Source organism: Acinetobacter sp. WY4, from assembly GCF_018438165.1.
Lineage (GTDB): Bacteria > Pseudomonadota > Gammaproteobacteria > Pseudomonadales > Moraxellaceae > Acinetobacter.
This window is the reverse complement of sequence record NZ_CP053947.1, coordinates 1,930,024-1,947,028: the sequence shown is the minus strand read 5'-3', so window position 1 is coordinate 1,947,028 and position 17,005 is coordinate 1,930,024. Positions and strand designations below refer to the sequence as shown.

17 protein-coding genes are annotated in these 17,005 nt (G+C 45.2%); 8 read left to right on the top strand and 9 right to left on the bottom strand.

The window, feature by feature from the left end; genetic code table 11:
• Positions 1 to 19 precede the first annotated feature (19 nt).
• On the bottom strand, positions 20 to 709 hold the full coding sequence (locus G4D73_RS09135) for an HAD family hydrolase (RefSeq protein ID WP_213686596.1): 690 nt from the start codon (positions 707 to 709) through the stop codon (positions 20 to 22).
• Positions 706 to 1,434 (bottom strand): bifunctional 2-polyprenyl-6-hydroxyphenol methylase/3-demethylubiquinol 3-O-methyltransferase UbiG, encoded by a 729-nt coding sequence (gene ubiG / locus G4D73_RS09130; protein WP_213686595.1) that lies wholly within the window; start codon positions 1,432 to 1,434, stop codon positions 706 to 708. The genes G4D73_RS09135 and ubiG overlap by 4 nt, the downstream gene beginning before the upstream one ends.
• A 227-nt stretch (positions 1,435 to 1,661) precedes the next feature.
• On the opposite strand from ubiG, the gene G4D73_RS09125 reads away from it, so the two are divergent.
• Positions 1,662 to 2,276 (top strand): thiol:disulfide interchange protein DsbA/DsbL, encoded by a 615-nt coding sequence (locus tag G4D73_RS09125; protein WP_004281236.1) that lies wholly within the window; start codon positions 1,662 to 1,664, stop codon positions 2,274 to 2,276.
• A 54-nt stretch (positions 2,277 to 2,330) separates the two neighbouring features.
• Here the strand turns inward: G4D73_RS09125 and G4D73_RS09120 are convergent, their stop codons facing one another.
• Positions 2,331 to 3,032 carry a TetR family transcriptional regulator gene (locus tag G4D73_RS09120; protein ID WP_213686594.1) on the bottom strand — a complete coding sequence of 234 codons (702 nt, stop codon included), beginning with the start codon at positions 3,030 to 3,032 and terminating at the stop codon, positions 2,331 to 2,333.
• A gap of 210 nt (positions 3,033 to 3,242) precedes the next feature.
• On the opposite strand from G4D73_RS09120, the gene rph reads away from it, so the two are divergent.
• Entirely contained in the window at positions 3,243 to 3,959 is a 717-nt protein-coding gene (rph, locus tag G4D73_RS09115) for a ribonuclease PH (RefSeq protein ID WP_004281238.1), read from the top strand.
• A gap of 182 nt (positions 3,960 to 4,141) precedes the next feature.
• Positions 4,142 to 4,339: a hypothetical protein gene (locus G4D73_RS09110; protein WP_004281239.1), complete on the top strand. Its 198-nt coding sequence runs from the start codon at positions 4,142 to 4,144 to the stop codon at positions 4,337 to 4,339.
• A 100-nt stretch (positions 4,340 to 4,439) separates the two neighbouring features.
• Here G4D73_RS09110 and nadC read toward each other — a convergent pair whose 3' ends face one another.
• Positions 4,440 to 5,285 carry a carboxylating nicotinate-nucleotide diphosphorylase gene (nadC, locus tag G4D73_RS09105; RefSeq protein ID WP_180087182.1) on the bottom strand — a complete coding sequence of 282 codons (846 nt, stop codon included), beginning with the start codon at positions 5,283 to 5,285 and terminating at the stop codon, positions 4,440 to 4,442.
• A gap of 182 nt (positions 5,286 to 5,467) precedes the next feature.
• On the opposite strand from nadC, the gene ampD reads away from it, so the two are divergent.
• Positions 5,468 to 6,058 carry a 1,6-anhydro-N-acetylmuramyl-L-alanine amidase AmpD gene (gene ampD / locus G4D73_RS09100; RefSeq protein WP_005267719.1) on the top strand — a complete coding sequence of 197 codons (591 nt, stop codon included), beginning with the start codon at positions 5,468 to 5,470 and terminating at the stop codon, positions 6,056 to 6,058.
• Between the two features lie 60 nt (positions 6,059 to 6,118).
• Complete coding sequence (gene murJ, locus G4D73_RS09095; protein WP_213686593.1) at positions 6,119 to 7,669, top strand: murein biosynthesis integral membrane protein MurJ; 1,551 nt, start codon at positions 6,119 to 6,121, stop codon at positions 7,667 to 7,669.
• A 125-nt stretch (positions 7,670 to 7,794) separates the two neighbouring features.
• On the opposite strand, the gene G4D73_RS09090 is transcribed toward murJ, so the two are convergent.
• Positions 7,795 to 7,953 carry a DUF1328 domain-containing protein gene (locus tag G4D73_RS09090; RefSeq protein WP_004647174.1) on the bottom strand — a complete coding sequence of 53 codons (159 nt, stop codon included), beginning with the start codon at positions 7,951 to 7,953 and terminating at the stop codon, positions 7,795 to 7,797.
• A gap of 192 nt (positions 7,954 to 8,145) precedes the next feature.
• On the opposite strand from G4D73_RS09090, the gene G4D73_RS09085 reads away from it, so the two are divergent.
• Positions 8,146 to 8,598 carry a YcgN family cysteine cluster protein gene (locus G4D73_RS09085; RefSeq protein WP_005105303.1) on the top strand — a complete coding sequence of 151 codons (453 nt, stop codon included), beginning with the start codon at positions 8,146 to 8,148 and terminating at the stop codon, positions 8,596 to 8,598.
• A gap of 19 nt (positions 8,599 to 8,617) precedes the next feature.
• Here G4D73_RS09085 and G4D73_RS09080 read toward each other — a convergent pair whose 3' ends face one another.
• On the bottom strand, positions 8,618 to 10,756 hold the full coding sequence (locus G4D73_RS09080; protein ID WP_213686592.1) for a putative bifunctional diguanylate cyclase/phosphodiesterase: 2,139 nt from the start codon (positions 10,754 to 10,756) through the stop codon (positions 8,618 to 8,620).
• Positions 10,757 to 11,019: 263 nt separating this feature from the next.
• On the opposite strand from G4D73_RS09080, the gene G4D73_RS09075 reads away from it, so the two are divergent.
• Positions 11,020 to 12,303 carry a replication-associated recombination protein A gene (locus tag G4D73_RS09075; protein ID WP_213686591.1) on the top strand — a complete coding sequence of 428 codons (1,284 nt, stop codon included), beginning with the start codon at positions 11,020 to 11,022 and terminating at the stop codon, positions 12,301 to 12,303.
• Between the two features lie 302 nt (positions 12,304 to 12,605).
• Here the strand turns inward: G4D73_RS09075 and purC are convergent, their stop codons facing one another.
• Genes purC through dapA form a run of 3 tightly spaced genes read right to left on the bottom strand, consistent with a single transcriptional unit; the run spans position 12,606 to position 14,881 of the window.
• Positions 12,606 to 13,325, bottom strand: coding sequence for a phosphoribosylaminoimidazolesuccinocarboxamide synthase (purC, locus tag G4D73_RS09070; protein ID WP_213686590.1), 720 nt, complete (start codon positions 13,323 to 13,325; stop codon positions 12,606 to 12,608).
• A 36-nt stretch (positions 13,326 to 13,361) separates the two neighbouring features.
• Positions 13,362 to 13,967, bottom strand: a complete 606-nt coding sequence (locus G4D73_RS09065) for a hypothetical protein (protein WP_004281248.1) — start codon at positions 13,965 to 13,967, stop codon at positions 13,362 to 13,364.
• Between the two features lie 14 nt (positions 13,968 to 13,981).
• Entirely contained in the window at positions 13,982 to 14,881 is a 900-nt protein-coding gene (gene dapA, locus G4D73_RS09060; RefSeq protein ID WP_004281249.1) for a 4-hydroxy-tetrahydrodipicolinate synthase, read from the bottom strand.
• A gap of 724 nt (positions 14,882 to 15,605) precedes the next feature.
• On the opposite strand from dapA, the gene mhpT reads away from it, so the two are divergent.
• Positions 15,606 to 16,811, top strand: coding sequence for a 3-(3-hydroxy-phenyl)propionate transporter MhpT (gene mhpT, locus G4D73_RS09055; protein ID WP_213686589.1), 1,206 nt, complete (start codon positions 15,606 to 15,608; stop codon positions 16,809 to 16,811).
• The last annotated feature ends 194 nt before the right edge of the window (positions 16,812 to 17,005 follow it).

Here is a 17,005-nt window from a genome sequence, read left to right as displayed (position 1 = left end):
ATTATTTAGTGTTAAGCGTTCAAGATACCGCAGTATGCTGCTTCAGTACTAGTGTCTGAATCAATTGATGTAATTCTGGCACAGTATGCACGATATGGTCGGCCTGCCAGGCGTTTAAATCGTCTTTGTATTGCAACGGCAAATAACCATAAGCAGCCAGAATGGTCAGCATGTGGGCATGACGGCCGGCATCAATATCTCGTGGATGATCTCCGACATAGATACAGTCTTCCGCGGCAAGATTCAGTTGCTTGGCTGCCAGATACATCGGTTCAGGATCGGGTTTGGTCCGAGTGACATCTTCCGGACATACCAGCACTGCGCAGCGTTCACTCAGGTTCAGCGCTTGCAGTAAAGCCTCGCTGAGCCAGCGCGGTTTATTGGTCACAATCCCCCAAGGAATGTCATTTTCCTCTAGCTGTTCAAGTAATGGATACATGCCATCAAACAGATCGGTATCGACCGCAATATCTGCGCCGTACATGTCCAGAAAGCGCTGACGGTGTTGCAGAAAGACCGGATCTTCTAGTTGCAGTTCCGGATAAACCAGTTTCACCATAGCGCGAGCGCCTTCGGAGACCTGGGTACGAATCAGCTCGGGTGCAACCAGTGGGCGGCCTTCTTCACGGCACATCTGCTGGATAATTCGGATAAAATCGGCAGCGGTATCAATCAGGGTTCCATCTAGGTCAAATAAAATGGCTTTCATTCGTTAGTCTCTGCTGCGCTATCTTTCACGGTATAGACCATATAGTTCACATCAACATTTGGTGCCAGCCAATAACGCTTGGTCAGCGGATTATAGTGTAGACCGGTCATGTCTTTGAGCTTTAAACCCGAGTTGCGAATGTCATGTGCCAGTTCTGACGGCTTAATAAATTTGCTGTAATCATGGGTACCTTTGGCTAGCATGCACAAGACATATTCTGCCCCGATAATGGCGAATAAATAGGACTTCGGATTACGGTTAATAGTCGAGAAGAATACATGACCACCTGGCTTGACCAGCTTATGACAGGCCTGAATAATCGATGCCGGATCTGGCACATGCTCTAGCATTTCCATGCAGGTCACGATGTCATATTGGCCAGCCTGTTCCTCTGCCAGTTGCTCAACTGGCACCTGACGATATTCAATATTGCTCACGCCTTCCTGTTCGGCATGGATGCGTGCCACATTTAAAGGGGCTGCGCCCATATCAATGCCGAGTACATCGGCACCGCGTCGCGCCATGCTTTCGGCCAGAATACCGCCACCACAGCCGACATCCAGCACTTTTTTGCCGCTCAGGCCTCCGGCATGTTCATCAATCCAGTTTAAACGCAGTGGATTAATCATGTGCAAGGGGCGGAACTCGGAATGCTGATCCCACCATATAGCTGCAAATGCTTCAAACTTGGCAATTTCTTGTGGATCAACATTCAATTGCGACATCGGTGTCACCTCAATCAGTCATGATTAGCTAAAAATATATATGTGCCGAATGGCCAGAGAAACTGATTTAAAACCTTGAAAATCAGTTCGATGGTTTAGTGTAGCGATTCTGGCAGAAAAAGCGATAAAAGCAGCAAAAAAGTTCACAGAATGAAAACGAAACCGGCATAATTGATTTATAGTGAACACATAAACTAAGCATAATGATTTAGAGGACGATAATCCGAATGAAAAAATTCCTTTTAGGCGCTGTTGCCGCATCTGTTTTGGCCTTTTCAGGCAATGCTATGGCCAATTTTGTGGCAGGTCAGGACTATCAGGTGGTTGCAAAACCAGTCAAAGTCGAAAAACCGGGCAGAATTGAGGTACGTGAATTCTTCTGGTACGGCTGTGGTCATTGTTTCGCGCTTGAACCACATATGCAGGGCTGGTTGAAAAAATTACCAAAAGATGTACGTTTTGTACGTACGCCGGCTGCAATGAATCCACTCTGGGAGCAGGCAGCGCGTGCTTATTATGTGTCTGAAGCATTGGGTGTGCGTCAAAAAGCACATTTACAATTATTCCATGATATTCATGATAAGCAACGTCCAATTTTAGAACAGGCGCAACTGGCCAAGTTCTATACCCGCTATGGTATTCCTGAAGCGAAATTTAACAGCACTTATAAATCTTTCCCGATCACTTCGAAAATTGCCCAAGCCAAAAATCTGGCTGCTCAGTATCAGTTAAGTGGTGTTCCGGCAGTGACCGTGAATGGTAAATATATTGTGCAGGGTAATGATGCCAAAGTCATTCAGGTGGTGAATTACCTGATCGAGAAAGAGCGTAAAGCCAAATAAGTCTGAACTGACGATCAGTAAAAAAAACCTGCATCATGATGCAGGTTTTTTTATTTAGGCAGGGGGAATGACCGCTTCATTGAGCACAGGGCTTGCGGTTTCAACTGTTTTGGCAGGTCGCCGGTACCAGTGCAAAATGCCACGTAGCAAGAGCTGCATCTGTAGCACGCTTTGGGTTTTAAAGGCATTGGATTGAGCGCGGCGCAGCTCTGGATCAACCTGATGCTGCAGATGAATCCAGCCCATGGCCCAGTTCAGGGACAGTTCAATCAGCATCTGTGCCAGAGCCTGCAAGTCCTGTGATGCCTGAATATGTCGGGTAGATTGTATCTTGGCCAGTTCATGCATGACATCTTCAGCCAGAAAATGAATTTCCCGTTCAATGCCGACACGTAACACGTCCGAACCGCCCCAACGTTCTGCCACAAAAAAAATCCAGGGTTCAGGATGATATTCGACGGCCTGAAAGAAGAGCTCAAGCCCGGTGTGGGTTCGGGTATTCGGCTGATACAGATAAGCCTGCCCCAGCTGATTGAGTACGCCCTTGATATGAATCGCAACCTGATCCAGCAATTCCAGACCCAACTGGTTCATATCCTGAAAGTGCCGATAGAACGCCGTCGGTACTACTCCGACTGCATTCGCGACTTCACGTAGGCTGATCGTGCTGAAAGCGCGGCCCTGACTGCTGAATGCTAGTGTCGCATCGAGTAGTGCCTGATGACTTTGCTGCTTGCGATCTTCACGTAAGGACATAAATGGGTTTCCTGTCACTGGCTTCCCTCATAGGGAGTTTTAGTCTAGCAAAAATTAAATCAAATCGTAGTGCCACAGATCGGCAGAATTTTGACATCTCGTAGCGAGCTGATGCATTGATTTTGTAAATGAATCACCAGGCTGCCTAATCTTGGCAAAGGCTTCTGCTATACTGAGCCGCAATTATTTTGAACCCATACAGGACTTATTATGCGTATCGACCAGCGAGCATTAGATCAATTACGTGAAGTGAAAATTACCCGTAACTATACACGTTATGCGGAAGGCTCTGTATTGGTTGAATTTGGTCATACCAAAGTACTCTGTACTGCCAGTGTGGATAGTTCTGTACCGCGTTTCCTCAAAGGTCAGGGCCAAGGCTGGGTGACTGCTGAATATGGCATGTTGCCACGTTCAACTCATACCCGTAGTGACCGTGAAGCGGCACGTGGCAAACAGAGTGGCCGTACTCAGGAAATTCAGCGTCTGATTGGTCGTAGCTTGCGCTCAATGGTCGATCTGAAAAAGCTGGGTGAAAATACCATTACTATCGACTGTGACGTAATTCAGGCTGATGGCGGCACCCGTACTGCAGCGATTACTGGTGCTGCGGTGGCTTTGGTCGATGCCATGAACGTCTTGCTGGAAAGAAAGAAAATCAAACATGATCCATTAAAAGGTTTGGTGGCTGCGGTTTCTGTGGGTATTTTCAAAGATGAAGTATTACTGGATCTTTGCTATGAAGAAGATTCAAACTGTCAAACCGATTTGAACGTGGTGATGACTCAGGCCGGTGAATTTATTGAAATTCAAGGCACTGCAGAAGATAAGCCATTTACCCGTGCACAATCGAATGCCATGCTGGAAATGGCCGAGAAAGGCATTCAGGAATTGGTGAAAAAACAGCAAGAAGCTTTAGGTTGGTAATCTATTCCATGCTGAAAAACGCATCTCTGGATGCGTTTTTTTATGCCTGAAATTTCACTCTGCACCTGTATTCAAAAACTACATTACAAAACTTCCTGACAAAAAGTCGACATGAATCGGCTATATCTGAACCGGTTTTGCATCGATATTGGATCAGATGAGAACACAATGAGGAATGCGACATGAAACAGTGGCTTTGTGCAATTTCATTGCTGGGCGTGTTTGGATTAACTGCCTGTGACTGGGGCAATAATCGTGAAGATGACGAGCGTTCAGTGTTAAATCAGGATCGTGATGAGGATAACGGAAGATATAACGACCGTGATGGTGACGATGATGACCGCGATCGCCGAGGTAATCGGGATGACGATGATGATTAAGGTCTAAAATAGAAAATTGAGCAAAATATACGCAAAAAAAATTTCTAAAAATAAAAAAAGGGTGCTTCGCACCCTCTACGGTCATCTATCCCATCTAGGCTTAAGCATTGAAACGCATCGACAGATCAATGGCTTTGAGATCTTTGGTCAGCACGCCCATGGAAATATAATCTACTCCGGTACTCGCGACTTCACGTAAATTATCAATGGTGATATTACCTGAGGCTTCCAGTTTGCAGCGACCGGCCACATGTTGCACCGCGTCGATCATCTGCTGCTGACTGAAATTATCCAGCATCACAATATCAGCATGGGCTTCGAGTGCCTGATTCAGCTCATCCCAAGTTTCGACTTCAACTTCGACAGGCTTACCCGGTGCAATTTGATGGGCCTTGGCAATCGCCTGCGCAATACCACCCGCTGCCATAATATGATTTTCTTTAATCAAAAAGGCATCGAACAGGCCCAGACGATGGTTCTGACCACCACCAATGGCTACGGCATATTTTTGTGCGATACGCAGGCCCGGCAGCGTCTTACGGGTATCTAATAATTTGGTGTTTAAACCTTGCAGCTCTTTGACATAATGGAAGGTTTTAGTCGCAACCGCAGACAGCGTCTGGACAAAGTTTAGCGCAGGGCGCTCCACGGTGAGTAAGCTGCGCGCAGATCCGGCCAGTTTTAAAAATGCTTCATTGGCTTGAACATGATCGCCATCATTTTTCAGCCAGCTCACTTCAATGCTTGGATCATAGGCCTGAATCAAGGCATTCACCCAAGGCTGACCAGCCAAGACCATGTCTTCACGGCTGATGATGGTGGCAGTGGCCTGTTCATCTTCAGGGGTCAGCAGGGCGGTAATATCACCGTCACCAATATCTTCTGAAAGTGCTTGTTGAATATTGATCTGAATTGACTGGTCTAGCAAAGCTTGAGATATGCGCATGAGTATTTCCGTATCTTTTTTAAGCCGTGAAAATTGCGCCTTATCTTAGCACCGTTACATAAAAGATGAGCGATTTTTCATCCAGTTTGCTGGGATGAATTGAGATTTCTCCTTGAAAGTTTTAGCATGAAGCCGGCTGCAATGCTGATCTTGCAGATTTTATTTTTGGGGAGAACGGTTTTATGCAACAGGCAGCTGAGTTTCAGGTCAAGGACGGGCAACTAATCGGTGCACGTCAAATCCCGTCTCCCAATTTTAATCAGCGGCCAGAACAGACCGAGATTCAATTGCTGGTGATTCACAATATCAGCCTGCCACCTTCACAGTTTGGCGGTGGTTATATTGAACAGTTTTTTCAGAATCAGCTGGACTGGTCCGTACATCCTTATTTTCAAACCATTGAAGGGATGCAGGTGTCGACCCATCTGCTAATTTTAAGAACGGGAGAAGTACTGCAATTTGTTAATTTCAATGACCGTGCCTGGCATGCCGGCCGCTCGAGCTATTTGGGCAAAAAAGAATGTAATGATTATTCGATCGGGATCGAACTGGAAGGCAGTGATGACTTGCCTTTTGCAGCTGAACAATATCGGGCCTTGGTAAAAGTCACGGCCTGTCTGCAACAGCATTATTCCAAGATTCAGCAGCATATTGCCGGACATTCGGATATTGCACCGGGCCGCAAGACCGATCCGGGACCATATTTTAACTGGGCTGATTTTCGTGCACAGTTACAGCATTATAAAAACACCTCAAGCTCGCTTGAGCGATGAAATTAAGCAATGAACTTCTGACAAAAGTTTCATTACAATAACCACAAATTTATACATTAGGTGAAGAGGATGGCGCTTTGGCGTTCGACCGTCATTGTCAGTGCGATGACCATGTTGTCACGCGTACTGGGATTGGTTCGAGATATTGTTTTACTGAATGTCTTTGGTGCTGGTAAAGACTTCGATACCTTCGTAGTCGCATTTCGTATTCCAAACTTTTTCAGGCGTTTATTTGCCGAAGGCGCATTTTCACAGGCATTTATTCCGGTACTGACTGAATATAAAACCAGTCGCACGCATACCGAAGTCCAGATCCTGATTAGCCGGGTGTTTGGCTGTCTGGCCACGGTCATGACCACGCTGACCATGGTCGCGATCATTGCTGCGCCATTGATTATGTATATCTATGCGCCCGGTTTCCATAGCGATCCTGAAAAGTTCGCTCTGGCGACCGACATGTTCCGCCTGACCATTCCTTATTTGCTGTTCATGTCACTGACGGCTTTTGCCAGCAGTATTCTGAACAGTTATGGCTCTTTTAGTACCCCGGCATTTGCGCCGGTCTTGCTGAATGTGGCGATGATTGCCGGGGCGCTCTGGCTTACGCCTTATATGGCCGAGCCGATTATGGCGCTGGGCTGGGCTGTGATCATTGCCGGTATTTTACAGCTGGCGATCCAAATTCCTGAATTGTGGCGTAAAAATCTGCTGATTCCACCGAAAATTGACTTCAAGCATGAAGGCGTTGATCGCATCATGAAGTTGATGCTACCGGCATTATTTGGTGTATCTGTCACGCAAATTAATCTATTGTTAAATACCATTTGGGCTTCATTCATGCAGGATGGTTCGGTATCCTGGCTGTATAGTGCCGAGCGTATGACCGAATTGCCGCTGGGTCTGATCGGTGTTGCAATTGGTACCGTGATTTTGCCGTCGTTATCGGCACGGCATACCGAGCAAAATCCGGAAAAATTCCGTGGCATGATGGACTGGGCAGCTAAAGTGATTGTGATGGCTGGCCTACCCGCCAGTATTGCACTATTTATGCTGTCGACCCCGATTATTCAAGCTCTATTTGAACGTGGCCAGTTCACCTTTGAAGATACCCAGATGACGGCTTTGGCGCTGCAATGTATGAGCGGTGGTGTGATTGCCTTTATGTTGATTAAAGTCTTTGCGCCCGGGTTTTATGCAAAGCAGGATACCAGAACCCCGGTGCGTGTCGGTCTGATGGCTGTGGCAGCCAATGCGATTCTGAACGTGATCTTTATCGGCTTGTTCAAGCTGATTGACTGGGAAGCGGAGCATATGGCCCTTGCGCTGGCCTCGACAGGTTCAGCGATGGTCAATGCTGGTCTGCTTTATTATTATCTGCATAAGCGTGATATTTTCCGTTTTGGTTCGCACTGGAAAAAAATCTTCCTGCAATTCATGTTTGCCAATGTGGTGATGATTGCGGCTCTGGCCTATGCCCTGAGTTGGTATAACGCAGATGTATCACAATGGATGCGTGTGGTAGAAGTATTGATCTTATGTGTTGTCGGTGTGGTAGCGTATGTTGCAGCCTTGCTGGTGGCAGGTTTTAGACCACGTCATTTAAAGCCTTAATTTCATCTTAAAAGAAGTATTTTTGATCAAAACAGATCATTAAAATACCCATAAAAAAACAAGAGCCAGAAGGCTCTTGTTTTTTTTGAAAGCTAACACTTGCTTTGAAAAGGTCTAGGGTAAATCTAGACCTTGCCGCGCGAAAGAAAACCAACGATCGCAAGAATCACCGCAATTACCAACAAGATAATCGCAAAATCCTTAGACAAGCCTGCGACGCCACCGAAACCAAGTAGACTCGCAATTAATGCAATAACAGCAAAAATAATAGCCCAGCGAAACATATATATTCTCCATGTGTTTTTATTTTCAAATTTAGTATAGAAATAAACGATTCCAGCAACTGTTAGTGTTGTGTTGATGAACTGTCTCTGATTTAACAATAGTTTACGTGATAACAATAAAAATTTGAGACAGTAGGTCTGCAGGGTTCTGGCTGTTATAATCAGCTGATTTTTGAATATTCCGGCCCGATCATGAGCGATACTTTACGTCCCGAATTCTGGAAAAACTATTCACTTGCTGAACTGACGCAAGTCGAGTGGGAGGCCTTATGTGATGGTTGTGGGTTGTGTTGTCTGATTAAACTGGAAGATGAAGATACTCAGGAAGTCGCCTATACCAAAGTGGCATGTAAGCTGCTGGATTGTAGCACTGCACGTTGCTCCAATTATCCAGATCGCTTGCAGTATGTGCCTGACTGTATTCAGCTCACGCCAGAGAAGCTGGAAACGATTCACTGGTTGCCTTCGAGTTGTGCCTATCGCCGGGTAGAGCAGGGCAAAAGCCTGCCATCCTGGCATTATCTGATTAGCGGTTCACGAGAAAGCGTGATTCAGGCACGCAAGTCGGCAGCAGGGCGCTGCCTGAGTGAAGCAGATATTCATCAAGACGACATTGAAGATTATATCGTACGCTGGGTGCGTTGAATCTGCCTGCGTGATTCGTTTATTGATCTGCCGGATGGAGTAGAGCCTGGGCCGAAGCACCGGCCATCGGACGATAGAAATAGAAGCCTTGTCCAATCTGACAGTCACAATGGATCAGGGTATCCAGCTGTTCTGTATTCTCAATTCCTTCGACCAGAACATCCAGTGCAATACTGGAGCCAATCTGGGTAATGGCTTTGACAATGGCCAGGGCAGATGGGTCACTGTTCATGCGTTCTACAAAGTTGCGGTCAATCTTGATGCAACCCACCGGATAGTCCTGCAAGCGGGTCAGCGAAGAATGTCCAGTGCCGAAATCATCCAGCGAAATCTGGATTCCGGCCTGTTTCAGCAGGTTCAGGGCGCGAACCACATAATTGGCACCATGTTCGGATAGGCTCTGCTCGGTAATTTCTAGTTCAACTTTATGTGCGGGAATATCAAAGTTGGACAGGCGTGCCAACAGTTTTTCGGCATAGTCATCGCGCAGGAATTCGACTGGTGCAGCATTGATGGAAATCGGTAACAGATCCAGACCTTGTGCCTGCCAGCGACTCATATCTGCAAAGACTTTCAGTTGCATGGTCTCACTGATGCGTGAGGCCAGCTCATAGTCCTGAAAGGCAGCAAAAATTTCGGAAGGTAACTGAATGTTCTGATTCTGATCTTGCCAGCGTAATAGTGCTTCGAAACCAATCACTGCACCATCAGAAAGACGTACTTTAGGTTGGTAATAGGGAATGATCTGATCGGCCAGAATAATCTTGCGAGCCAGAGTCAGCTGCTTGGTTATATTTTCCAGTGAACCGCACATTTCCTGATTAAACATGCGGATGCCACCACGACCACTATTTTTCAGGTCATTTAAGGCGATATCGGCACACTTCAGCAGATTCGAGGTATTTAAGGCATCACGTGGATAGATGGCACAGCCTATACTCATGGCACTGCTGATGCTATTGCCAACATAATTGATGGGCTGATCCAGCTGGGCATAGGCCATTTGCGCCGTTGCCAGCAGCTGTTCTTCACTTTCCAAATTTTTGACCAGTACGGCAAATTCATCGCCACCCAAACGGGCGATGATGGTATTTGGCCCGAAGCAGGTCTGGAAACGTTTGCCCAAGACATGTAACAGATGATCGCCGGCAATATGGCCCAAGGTATCATTGATATGCCGGAAATAATCCAGATCAATCAGCAGTAAACCCGCCATGGTCTGCTGTTGTTTGGCCTTTAACAGTACCTGTTTAAAGGTTTTATAGAAGGTACTGCGATTATACAGGCCAGTCAGTTCATCACGTTTAATTACTTCTTTTAACCGCGTTTCTGCAATTTTTTGCTGACTGATATTGCGTGATACACAGAGGATATTTTGGGTAATATTCTGCTGATCCAGAATCGGGGTCAGCAGATGATCCCAATATTGGCTCGGTTGATCTTTGATCTGGATTTTGCTGGAGAAACGGCTGTTTAAGCCTTGGGCTGCCTGTTTCAGAGCACGTTGCCCGGATTTTCGGGCTTCAGGGGTTAAGCGATTTAACCAGCACAATGAACGGTCTTGATTTTGTCCTGCGGTCTCACTTGCTTGTGCCAGACAGCCAGACTGGTTGCTATGTCGAATCTCGCCTTCAGGGCTGATAATGTTAATGTAGTCTGCGCTGGCATCCAGCATATTTTCCTGAGTGGAAACAATCTGAGAAAGTTGCTGCTGGATTTCAAAATAATCATGCACATCGGTCAGAGAAACGGCCCATTGCAGCAAATGGTCAACTTCATGATGAAATTTTACCGCCAGGCTACACATGCGATAATGGCTATCATTGCGTTTAATCCGGCACTGGGTTTCAAAATTCTGATGCTGATCCAGCGCAGCATGCCACTGCGCTAAAAATAGCTGCAAGTCCTCGGTATGAATAAAACTCTGCCATTGCAGATGGCCCTGTTCATTCAGGTTCATGCCAAGATAATCAGTCATGGCATCGTTAAAATATTGCAGATGTTGTTTGTTGCTGACCCACAAGGGTTGCGGTAAGGCATCGATCAGATTTTTTAACAAAACCGATTCAGACAAGTGAACGTGGGGTGCAATCAGTGATGATGACGTCAGTGGCTTAGACCGACTCACAGCTCCCTGTTCAAATTTATCATGCTTCATGCATTCACCACTACAACCCAAAAGTGCCCAAGGGGCGAGATAAGTTTCTTTTAATTAGAATAAACAATATGAAAATTACACTGTAATTAATTCACAATTAATCATGTTCAAATTATTCACTTTTACAGAGATTAATTCATTCAGAATTAAAAAAATAGAGGATATCTACATAAATTAATTTTTTATGCTTGATGTTTGCATTCTTGGAATCAAAACTGCTGGTGTTAGAATGAGATCAGAATTTAGTTTGAGCTAATAATAACATGTCAGATAGTCATATCCCGCTTCCAGAACGCTTACGGCCACGCGACCTTACACAGATTATCGGGCAGGAACATTTGCTGGGAGAACATGCGCCCTTACGCCAGATGATTGATCAGGGGCATCTGCCTTCGATTATTTTCTGGGGACCTCCCGGAGTCGGAAAAACCACCATTGCCTTACTGCTGGCTCAAGCGGTAGACCGGCCTTTTATCAGCCTGTCTGCACTGAATACCGGCGTGAAAGAGCTGCGTGAAATCATTGCAGAAGGTGGCGATTTGCTGACGCCAGTGGTGTTTATTGACGAAATTCATCGCTTTAATAAATCCCAGCAGGATGCACTGTTAAATGCGGTCGAGAAGGGGAAAATTACCTTAATTGGCGCCACCACGGAAAACCCGTCTTTTGAAGTGAATAGTGCCTTATTGTCACGTTGTCAGGTGTATAGCCTGAATGCATTGAGCGCTGAATCGATTCAGACTCTGCTGACACAAGCCTTACAAAATGACTCTTTTTTGCAGGAACGCCATATCCTGATTGAAGAATTTGATGCCCTGATCCAGTTCGCGGCAGGAGATGCCCGCAAGGCGCTAAATTTACTGGATCTAATTGCTAGTACCTTTGAAGCGGATATGGAAAATATCATCACCAATGCGGTGGTGGTAAAAGTCGCACAGCAGAATATCGCCCGTTATGACAAGTCCGGTGAGCAGCACTATGATCTGGTCTCGGCCTTTATCAAGTCGATTCGCGGCAGTGATCCGGATGCAGCCCTGTACTGGATGGCACGCATGCTCAAAGGCGGCGAAGACCCGGTATTTATTGCACGCCGTATGCTGATTGCCGCATCCGAAGATATCGGCAACTCTAATCCAAATGCCTTGCTGTTGGCTGGTGAATGTTTCCGTTCGGTACAGGCGGTAGGCATGCCAGAATGTCGGATTATCCTAGGACAATGTGCGGTTTATCTGGCGACCAGTGCTAAAAGTAACAGTACTTATCTGGCGATTAACAAGGCGATGGAACTCGCAGATAAAACTTCAAATTTGCCAGTGCCTTTGCATTTAAGAAATGCACCAACCAAGCTGATGAAAGAGCAGGGCTATGGCGTGGATTATCTGTATCCGCATAACTATCCTGAGCATTTTGTGCTACAAGAATATATGCCGCCAGAACTGAAGGATACCAAACTGTATGAATCAGCACGTAATAAACGTGAAGTTGAAGGGGAGCGTTTACAGCAACGCCGTTGGCAACAGCAACAACAGCAACAACAGCAGCAATAAAGCTGGGTATCCCAACTAATTGAACAGATTAAAAAAAAGCCCAATTCAAGGCGAATTGGGCTGAAAGTAGGATGTTTTTGAGGGAGATAACATCCTAGAGGGTAGAGGAGAAATTTGGTCGGAAAATATGGAGTAAAGTGCGTCAACTCACTGATTTGCCTGGTATGTGATAATATTAATGCATGTAGTTTTTGATGTAAAAACGATCATTTTAATAATAAAAATTTATTTTTCCGATTAAAAGCCGGAAATAAAAAACCGAGCTAAAAAGCTCGGTTTTTTCGAATCTGCGCATTTACAGATTAGATGTTGTCTAGATTGATACCTAAACGGCCAGCTACTTCTTCATAGGCTTCAACTACGCCGCCTAAACCTTGACGGAAACGGTCTTTATCTAGTTTTTTCTTGGTGTCTTTGTCCCATAGACGGCAACCGTCTGGAGAGAATTCATCACCAAGTACGATACGGTCGTGGAACACGCCGAATTCAAGCTTAAAATCAACCAGAATCATATTCCCTGCGTCAAACAATGCTTTAAGCACGTCGTTCACTTGGTAAGTCAATTCTTTCATTTTCGCCAATTGTTCAGCAGTTGCCCAACCTAAAGCAATGGCTTGTGACTCATTGACCATTGGATCACCAAGCGCATCATCTTTAAAGAACAATTCAAATGTTGGAGGAGTCAGTTCCTTGCCTTCTTCCACACCCAGGCGGCGGCATAAAGAACCTGCTGCATAGTTACGGATCACACATTCAACCGGGATCATATACAGTTTTTTTACCAGCACTTCATTTGGAGTCAATAGCTTTTCAAAGTGGGTCTCAATTCCCGCTTCTGCCAGTTTTTCCATAATGAAGGCGTTAAAACGGTTGTTCACCTTGCCTTTACGATCTAGTTGCTCAATTTTTTCGCCATTGAATGCTGAGGCATCATCGCGAAAGACTAAAATCAGATGGTCTGAACTGTCTGTGGTGTAGACAGATTTCGCTTTACCAGTATAGAGCAAGGTTTGTTTTAACATGAGGGAACCTTTTACAAAAAAAATGCCTAGAAATGTCTAGGCTGGCCAATTTTGGTAAATCTGGTTGAGCAGTTCTGCAGCTTTTTCACGGTCGGCAAAACTGTTATCGGCATTGAACACAGCGAGGTTATTACTTGAACCGACAGAAGATAATCTTAATACATAGATCTGCTGATCAACCTTAATCGTGACTTCATAACGATTTTTGCTCTGCGCAACGATGCTATGATTCAGACTGCTGAGGGTGGCAAGTGTATATTGCCAAATTGTAGCAGAATTTCCCTCAATTTTAAGCAGCGGATTAAGATTTCCGTCAGTGACCAACTGTGGTCGACCCACCGTATTGGTTTCGGTTAGATCAGCTGTATTTGAGTTTTCAGTCTGGGCTTGTGGGCGTGGCAAGGCAAAACGGTTGCCACGCTGGTTTTCAAGCTTCGGTGCATGTTCAATTGCAAGCGGATCAACTGTTGGAGCAGGATACAATGGCGTTGCAGGACGAACCATGGCGCCTTCAGGATATTGTAAAGCTTCCAGGGTAGTAGTCTCTTTATAGTCTAAAGTGCCGTTATTAAAGGCCATTGAACTACAACCTGCCAAACTGAATACTGAAAGTGTAAGGCTAAGTCCTAAACGTAATTGCATAATCTTGTGCTCTTTTATTTGATAACGCCCGCTTCGACCAGTGCTTCATGAAGCGGAGCGCGATATTGTTCTGCAAGTGGTGTTAATGGAAGGCGAATACCCGTACCAATTAAGCCCATGTCATGGAGTGCCCATTTCACAGGAATTGGGTTCGATTCGCAAAATAAAATATTGTGTAAATTTGCAACCTGAGCATTTAACTGTTCAGCTGTGGCTGCATCACCGGCAATCGCAGCTGCACACACTTCGCTCATGGCTTTCGGAGCCACGTTCGCCGTGACCGAGATATTACCTTTGGCGCCATGACCGATCAGTTGATACGCAGTTGCATCATCACCCGAATAAACAGTCATATCTTTACCGACAAGGCCTTGCAGCAGTTCAGCACCGCGCGGTACATCGCCAGTCGCATCTTTAATACCGATAATTTGTGGAATATCCGCCAGGCGAATCACGGTTTCATTGGCCATATCCACACCGGTACGGCCCGGAACATTATAAAGAATCTGTGGAAGATCAACGGCTTCAGCAATAGCTTTATAGTGCTGATACAAGCCTTCCTGAGTCGGTTTATTATAATATGGCGTCACCAGTAAAGCGGCATCTGCCCCCAGCTCTTTGGCTTCGCGGGTCAGTTCGATCGCTTCACGGGTCGAGTTTGCACCTGTGCCGGCAATAATAGGAATACGTTTGTTGGCCACACGAATGATTTCTTTGATCACCTGGGTGTGTTCACTCATACTGAGAGTAGAGGCTTCGCCTGTTGTTCCAACGGCGACAATACTGTTGGTGCCCTCTGCAATGTGCCATTCAACCAGCTTCTCGAGACCCTTCCAATCTACGCTGCCATCTTCAAACATAGGGGTGACGATTGCGACTATGGAACCTTGAATGGTCTGTGCTTGCTGAGTCATTTTAAAAAACTATCCTATTTGTCCATCCGAAAGGAATGAGAAAACATAAATTGGGATGGATTTGTATTTTGATTTATAGCAAATTCAATAGATTTGCATTGAATTGAATATTGCTTATGCAAATTATGACTGATCAAACGCATAAGAACAATATGCTTTAGTAAAAGCTACTGAATTCTTTATACAAAGCCTTTTGGAAACAATCAAGTAATAAATAAGATGATTTATAAAGCAAAATCCTGGGACCAAAGTTATGCCTCCAGTCTAGACAAAGGAGGATATTGCCCCAAATGAACCCGATAATGATAAGGCTTGTGCAAAAAGATCAGCTGAAAACTGCGATTTTTATGCCTTTTGATTTTTGATTAATAGTTATATTGGATAAATTGAGATCTCGTACATCTTGATCGCACTCTCGCACCAAAACAAATAAAGCCAAAAATGACTAAGACTAATCTTTTTTAAATATCAATAAATTGAGAATTTTTTTTCTTATCGGTTAATTTTTTAACTTGATGTATAAGCCTTAAAGTCTAAGTCTTGAACTTTATGGTGTTCTGATTAAGTGTTTTTGCGACTTTATCTGGTCTTATCCTATTTTTATCTGCCTCTACTCCTTTGGGAATATCTAAGCAAAACGTTCAACTTGTTGATAGTTATTTCTGCAATCAGGCTCATAGATGATGGCTGTCTTTTGTAACGCTGATTGAACAAGGATAATCCAATGGAAAAATCAGACAATAAGCATGCTATGGTCACGGTCGCGATCTGTTTTCTGATTGCGGTGATTGAAGGCTTAGATATTCAGGCAGCCGGAATTGCTGCTGCAGGTATTCGTGAGCATTTTGGTCTCGATAGTTCCCAGTTGGGTGTGTTTTTTAGTGCAGGGATTCTGGGTTTATTACCGGGTGCACTGGTTGGTGGGCGATTTGCGGACCGCATTGGCCGTAAGAAAGTCTTGATCTGGTCGACAGCAGTATTTGCTGTATTTACCTTATGTACCGTCTGGGTCAATAGCTTTAACAGCTTGCTGGCAGTGCGTTTCCTGGCTGGAGCAGGTCTGGGCGGCGCGATGCCAATTCTGATCACACTTGCTTCTGAAGCAGTCTCTCCACAAAATCGTGGCCGTGCAGTGGGCTTGATGTACTGCGGTATGCCAGTCGGTGCAGCGATTTTGTCTTTAATTGCAGCGACTGAATTTGGTGCTAACTGGAATAATGTTTTTTATCTCGGAGGTCTGTTACCGATTCTTGCCATTCCGCTGATGATGTTATTTTTGCCTGAATCGAAGGAATACCTGAAAGCACAGAACAAAACGGCTGCAGAACTTGCTGTTGCACCGCAGGGTTCATTCAAGGACCTGTTTAATTCGGACAACCTGTTACGTACGCTATGTATCTGGGTGAGCTACTTCTTTACCTTGATGGTGGTTTACATCATGTTGAGCTGGTTGCCATCATTGTTTATGGAACTTGGCTTTACCCGTAAAGATGGTTCAACCGCACAATTCTACTTCATGGTTACAGCGACGATTGGTACGATTATTTTGGGTATGCTGACCGACCGCTGGAAGAAAGCCTATGTGATCCTGTTGATGTATGGGGGTATTCTGGCAGGTCTACTGGCGCTGAATGGTGCAAGCTCGCTGAACCAGATGTATATGGCAGCAGCATTGGCCTGTGCCTTCGTGATTGGCTGTCAGGGTGTACTGTATGCCTTCGGTAGTATCGTTTATCCGACTGAGGTGCGTGGTACTGGTGTTGGTGTTGCATCTGCAGTTGGCCGTATCGGTGCCATGCTGGGGCCAGTCATTGCCGGTAAGTTATTGACAGCAGGTTTCGGTGCTGCGGGGGTCATTACTGCTGCGATCCCATGTATCATCATCTCTGCATTATGTATGCTGTTCCTGGTGAACCGCACTAAAGTGTAAGGTTCAACGATTTAAAAAAGCCTGCTCTTGCAGGCTTTTTTATTTTCAGAATTTAAGAATTAAATACACTGTTTTATTATTAAAAAGACTCATCACTTTATCTTAAAACTTATTTTTTTTGCAGAGATCTAGCTTGATACAAGCCCGGAACTCATCTCATATTTGTCAAAAACAATGAATCTATTGATCTGCTC

Coding starts and splice junctions, on each gene's coding strand:
- G4D73_RS09135 (WP_213686596.1), bottom strand. CDS start 709: ATGAAAGCCATTTTATTTGACCTAGATGGAACCCTGATTGATACCGCT.
- ubiG (WP_213686595.1), bottom strand. CDS start 1,434: ATGTCGCAATTGAATGTTGATCCACAAGAAATTGCCAAGTTTGAAGCA.
- G4D73_RS09125 (WP_004281236.1), top strand. CDS start 1,662: ATGAAAAAATTCCTTTTAGGCGCTGTTGCCGCATCTGTTTTGGCCTTT.
- G4D73_RS09120 (WP_213686594.1), bottom strand. CDS start 3,032: ATGTCCTTACGTGAAGATCGCAAGCAGCAAAGTCATCAGGCACTACTC.
- rph (WP_004281238.1), top strand. CDS start 3,243: ATGCGTATCGACCAGCGAGCATTAGATCAATTACGTGAAGTGAAAATT.
- G4D73_RS09110 (WP_004281239.1), top strand. CDS start 4,142: ATGAAACAGTGGCTTTGTGCAATTTCATTGCTGGGCGTGTTTGGATTA.
- nadC (WP_180087182.1), bottom strand. CDS start 5,285: ATGCGCATATCTCAAGCTTTGCTAGACCAGTCAATTCAGATCAATATT.
- ampD (WP_005267719.1), top strand. CDS start 5,468: ATGCAACAGGCAGCTGAGTTTCAGGTCAAGGACGGGCAACTAATCGGT.
- G4D73_RS09090 (WP_004647174.1), bottom strand. CDS start 7,953: ATGTTTCGCTGGGCTATTATTTTTGCTGTTATTGCATTAATTGCGAGT.
- G4D73_RS09085 (WP_005105303.1), top strand. CDS start 8,146: ATGAGCGATACTTTACGTCCCGAATTCTGGAAAAACTATTCACTTGCT.
- G4D73_RS09080 (WP_213686592.1), bottom strand. CDS start 10,756: ATGAAGCATGATAAATTTGAACAGGGAGCTGTGAGTCGGTCTAAGCCA.
- G4D73_RS09075 (WP_213686591.1), top strand. CDS start 11,020: ATGTCAGATAGTCATATCCCGCTTCCAGAACGCTTACGGCCACGCGAC.
- purC (WP_213686590.1), bottom strand. CDS start 13,325: ATGTTAAAACAAACCTTGCTCTATACTGGTAAAGCGAAATCTGTCTAC.
- G4D73_RS09065 (WP_004281248.1), bottom strand. CDS start 13,967: ATGCAATTACGTTTAGGACTTAGCCTTACACTTTCAGTATTCAGTTTG.
- dapA (WP_004281249.1), bottom strand. CDS start 14,881: ATGACTCAGCAAGCACAGACCATTCAAGGTTCCATAGTCGCAATCGTC.
- mhpT (WP_213686589.1), top strand. CDS start 15,606: ATGGAAAAATCAGACAATAAGCATGCTATGGTCACGGTCGCGATCTGT.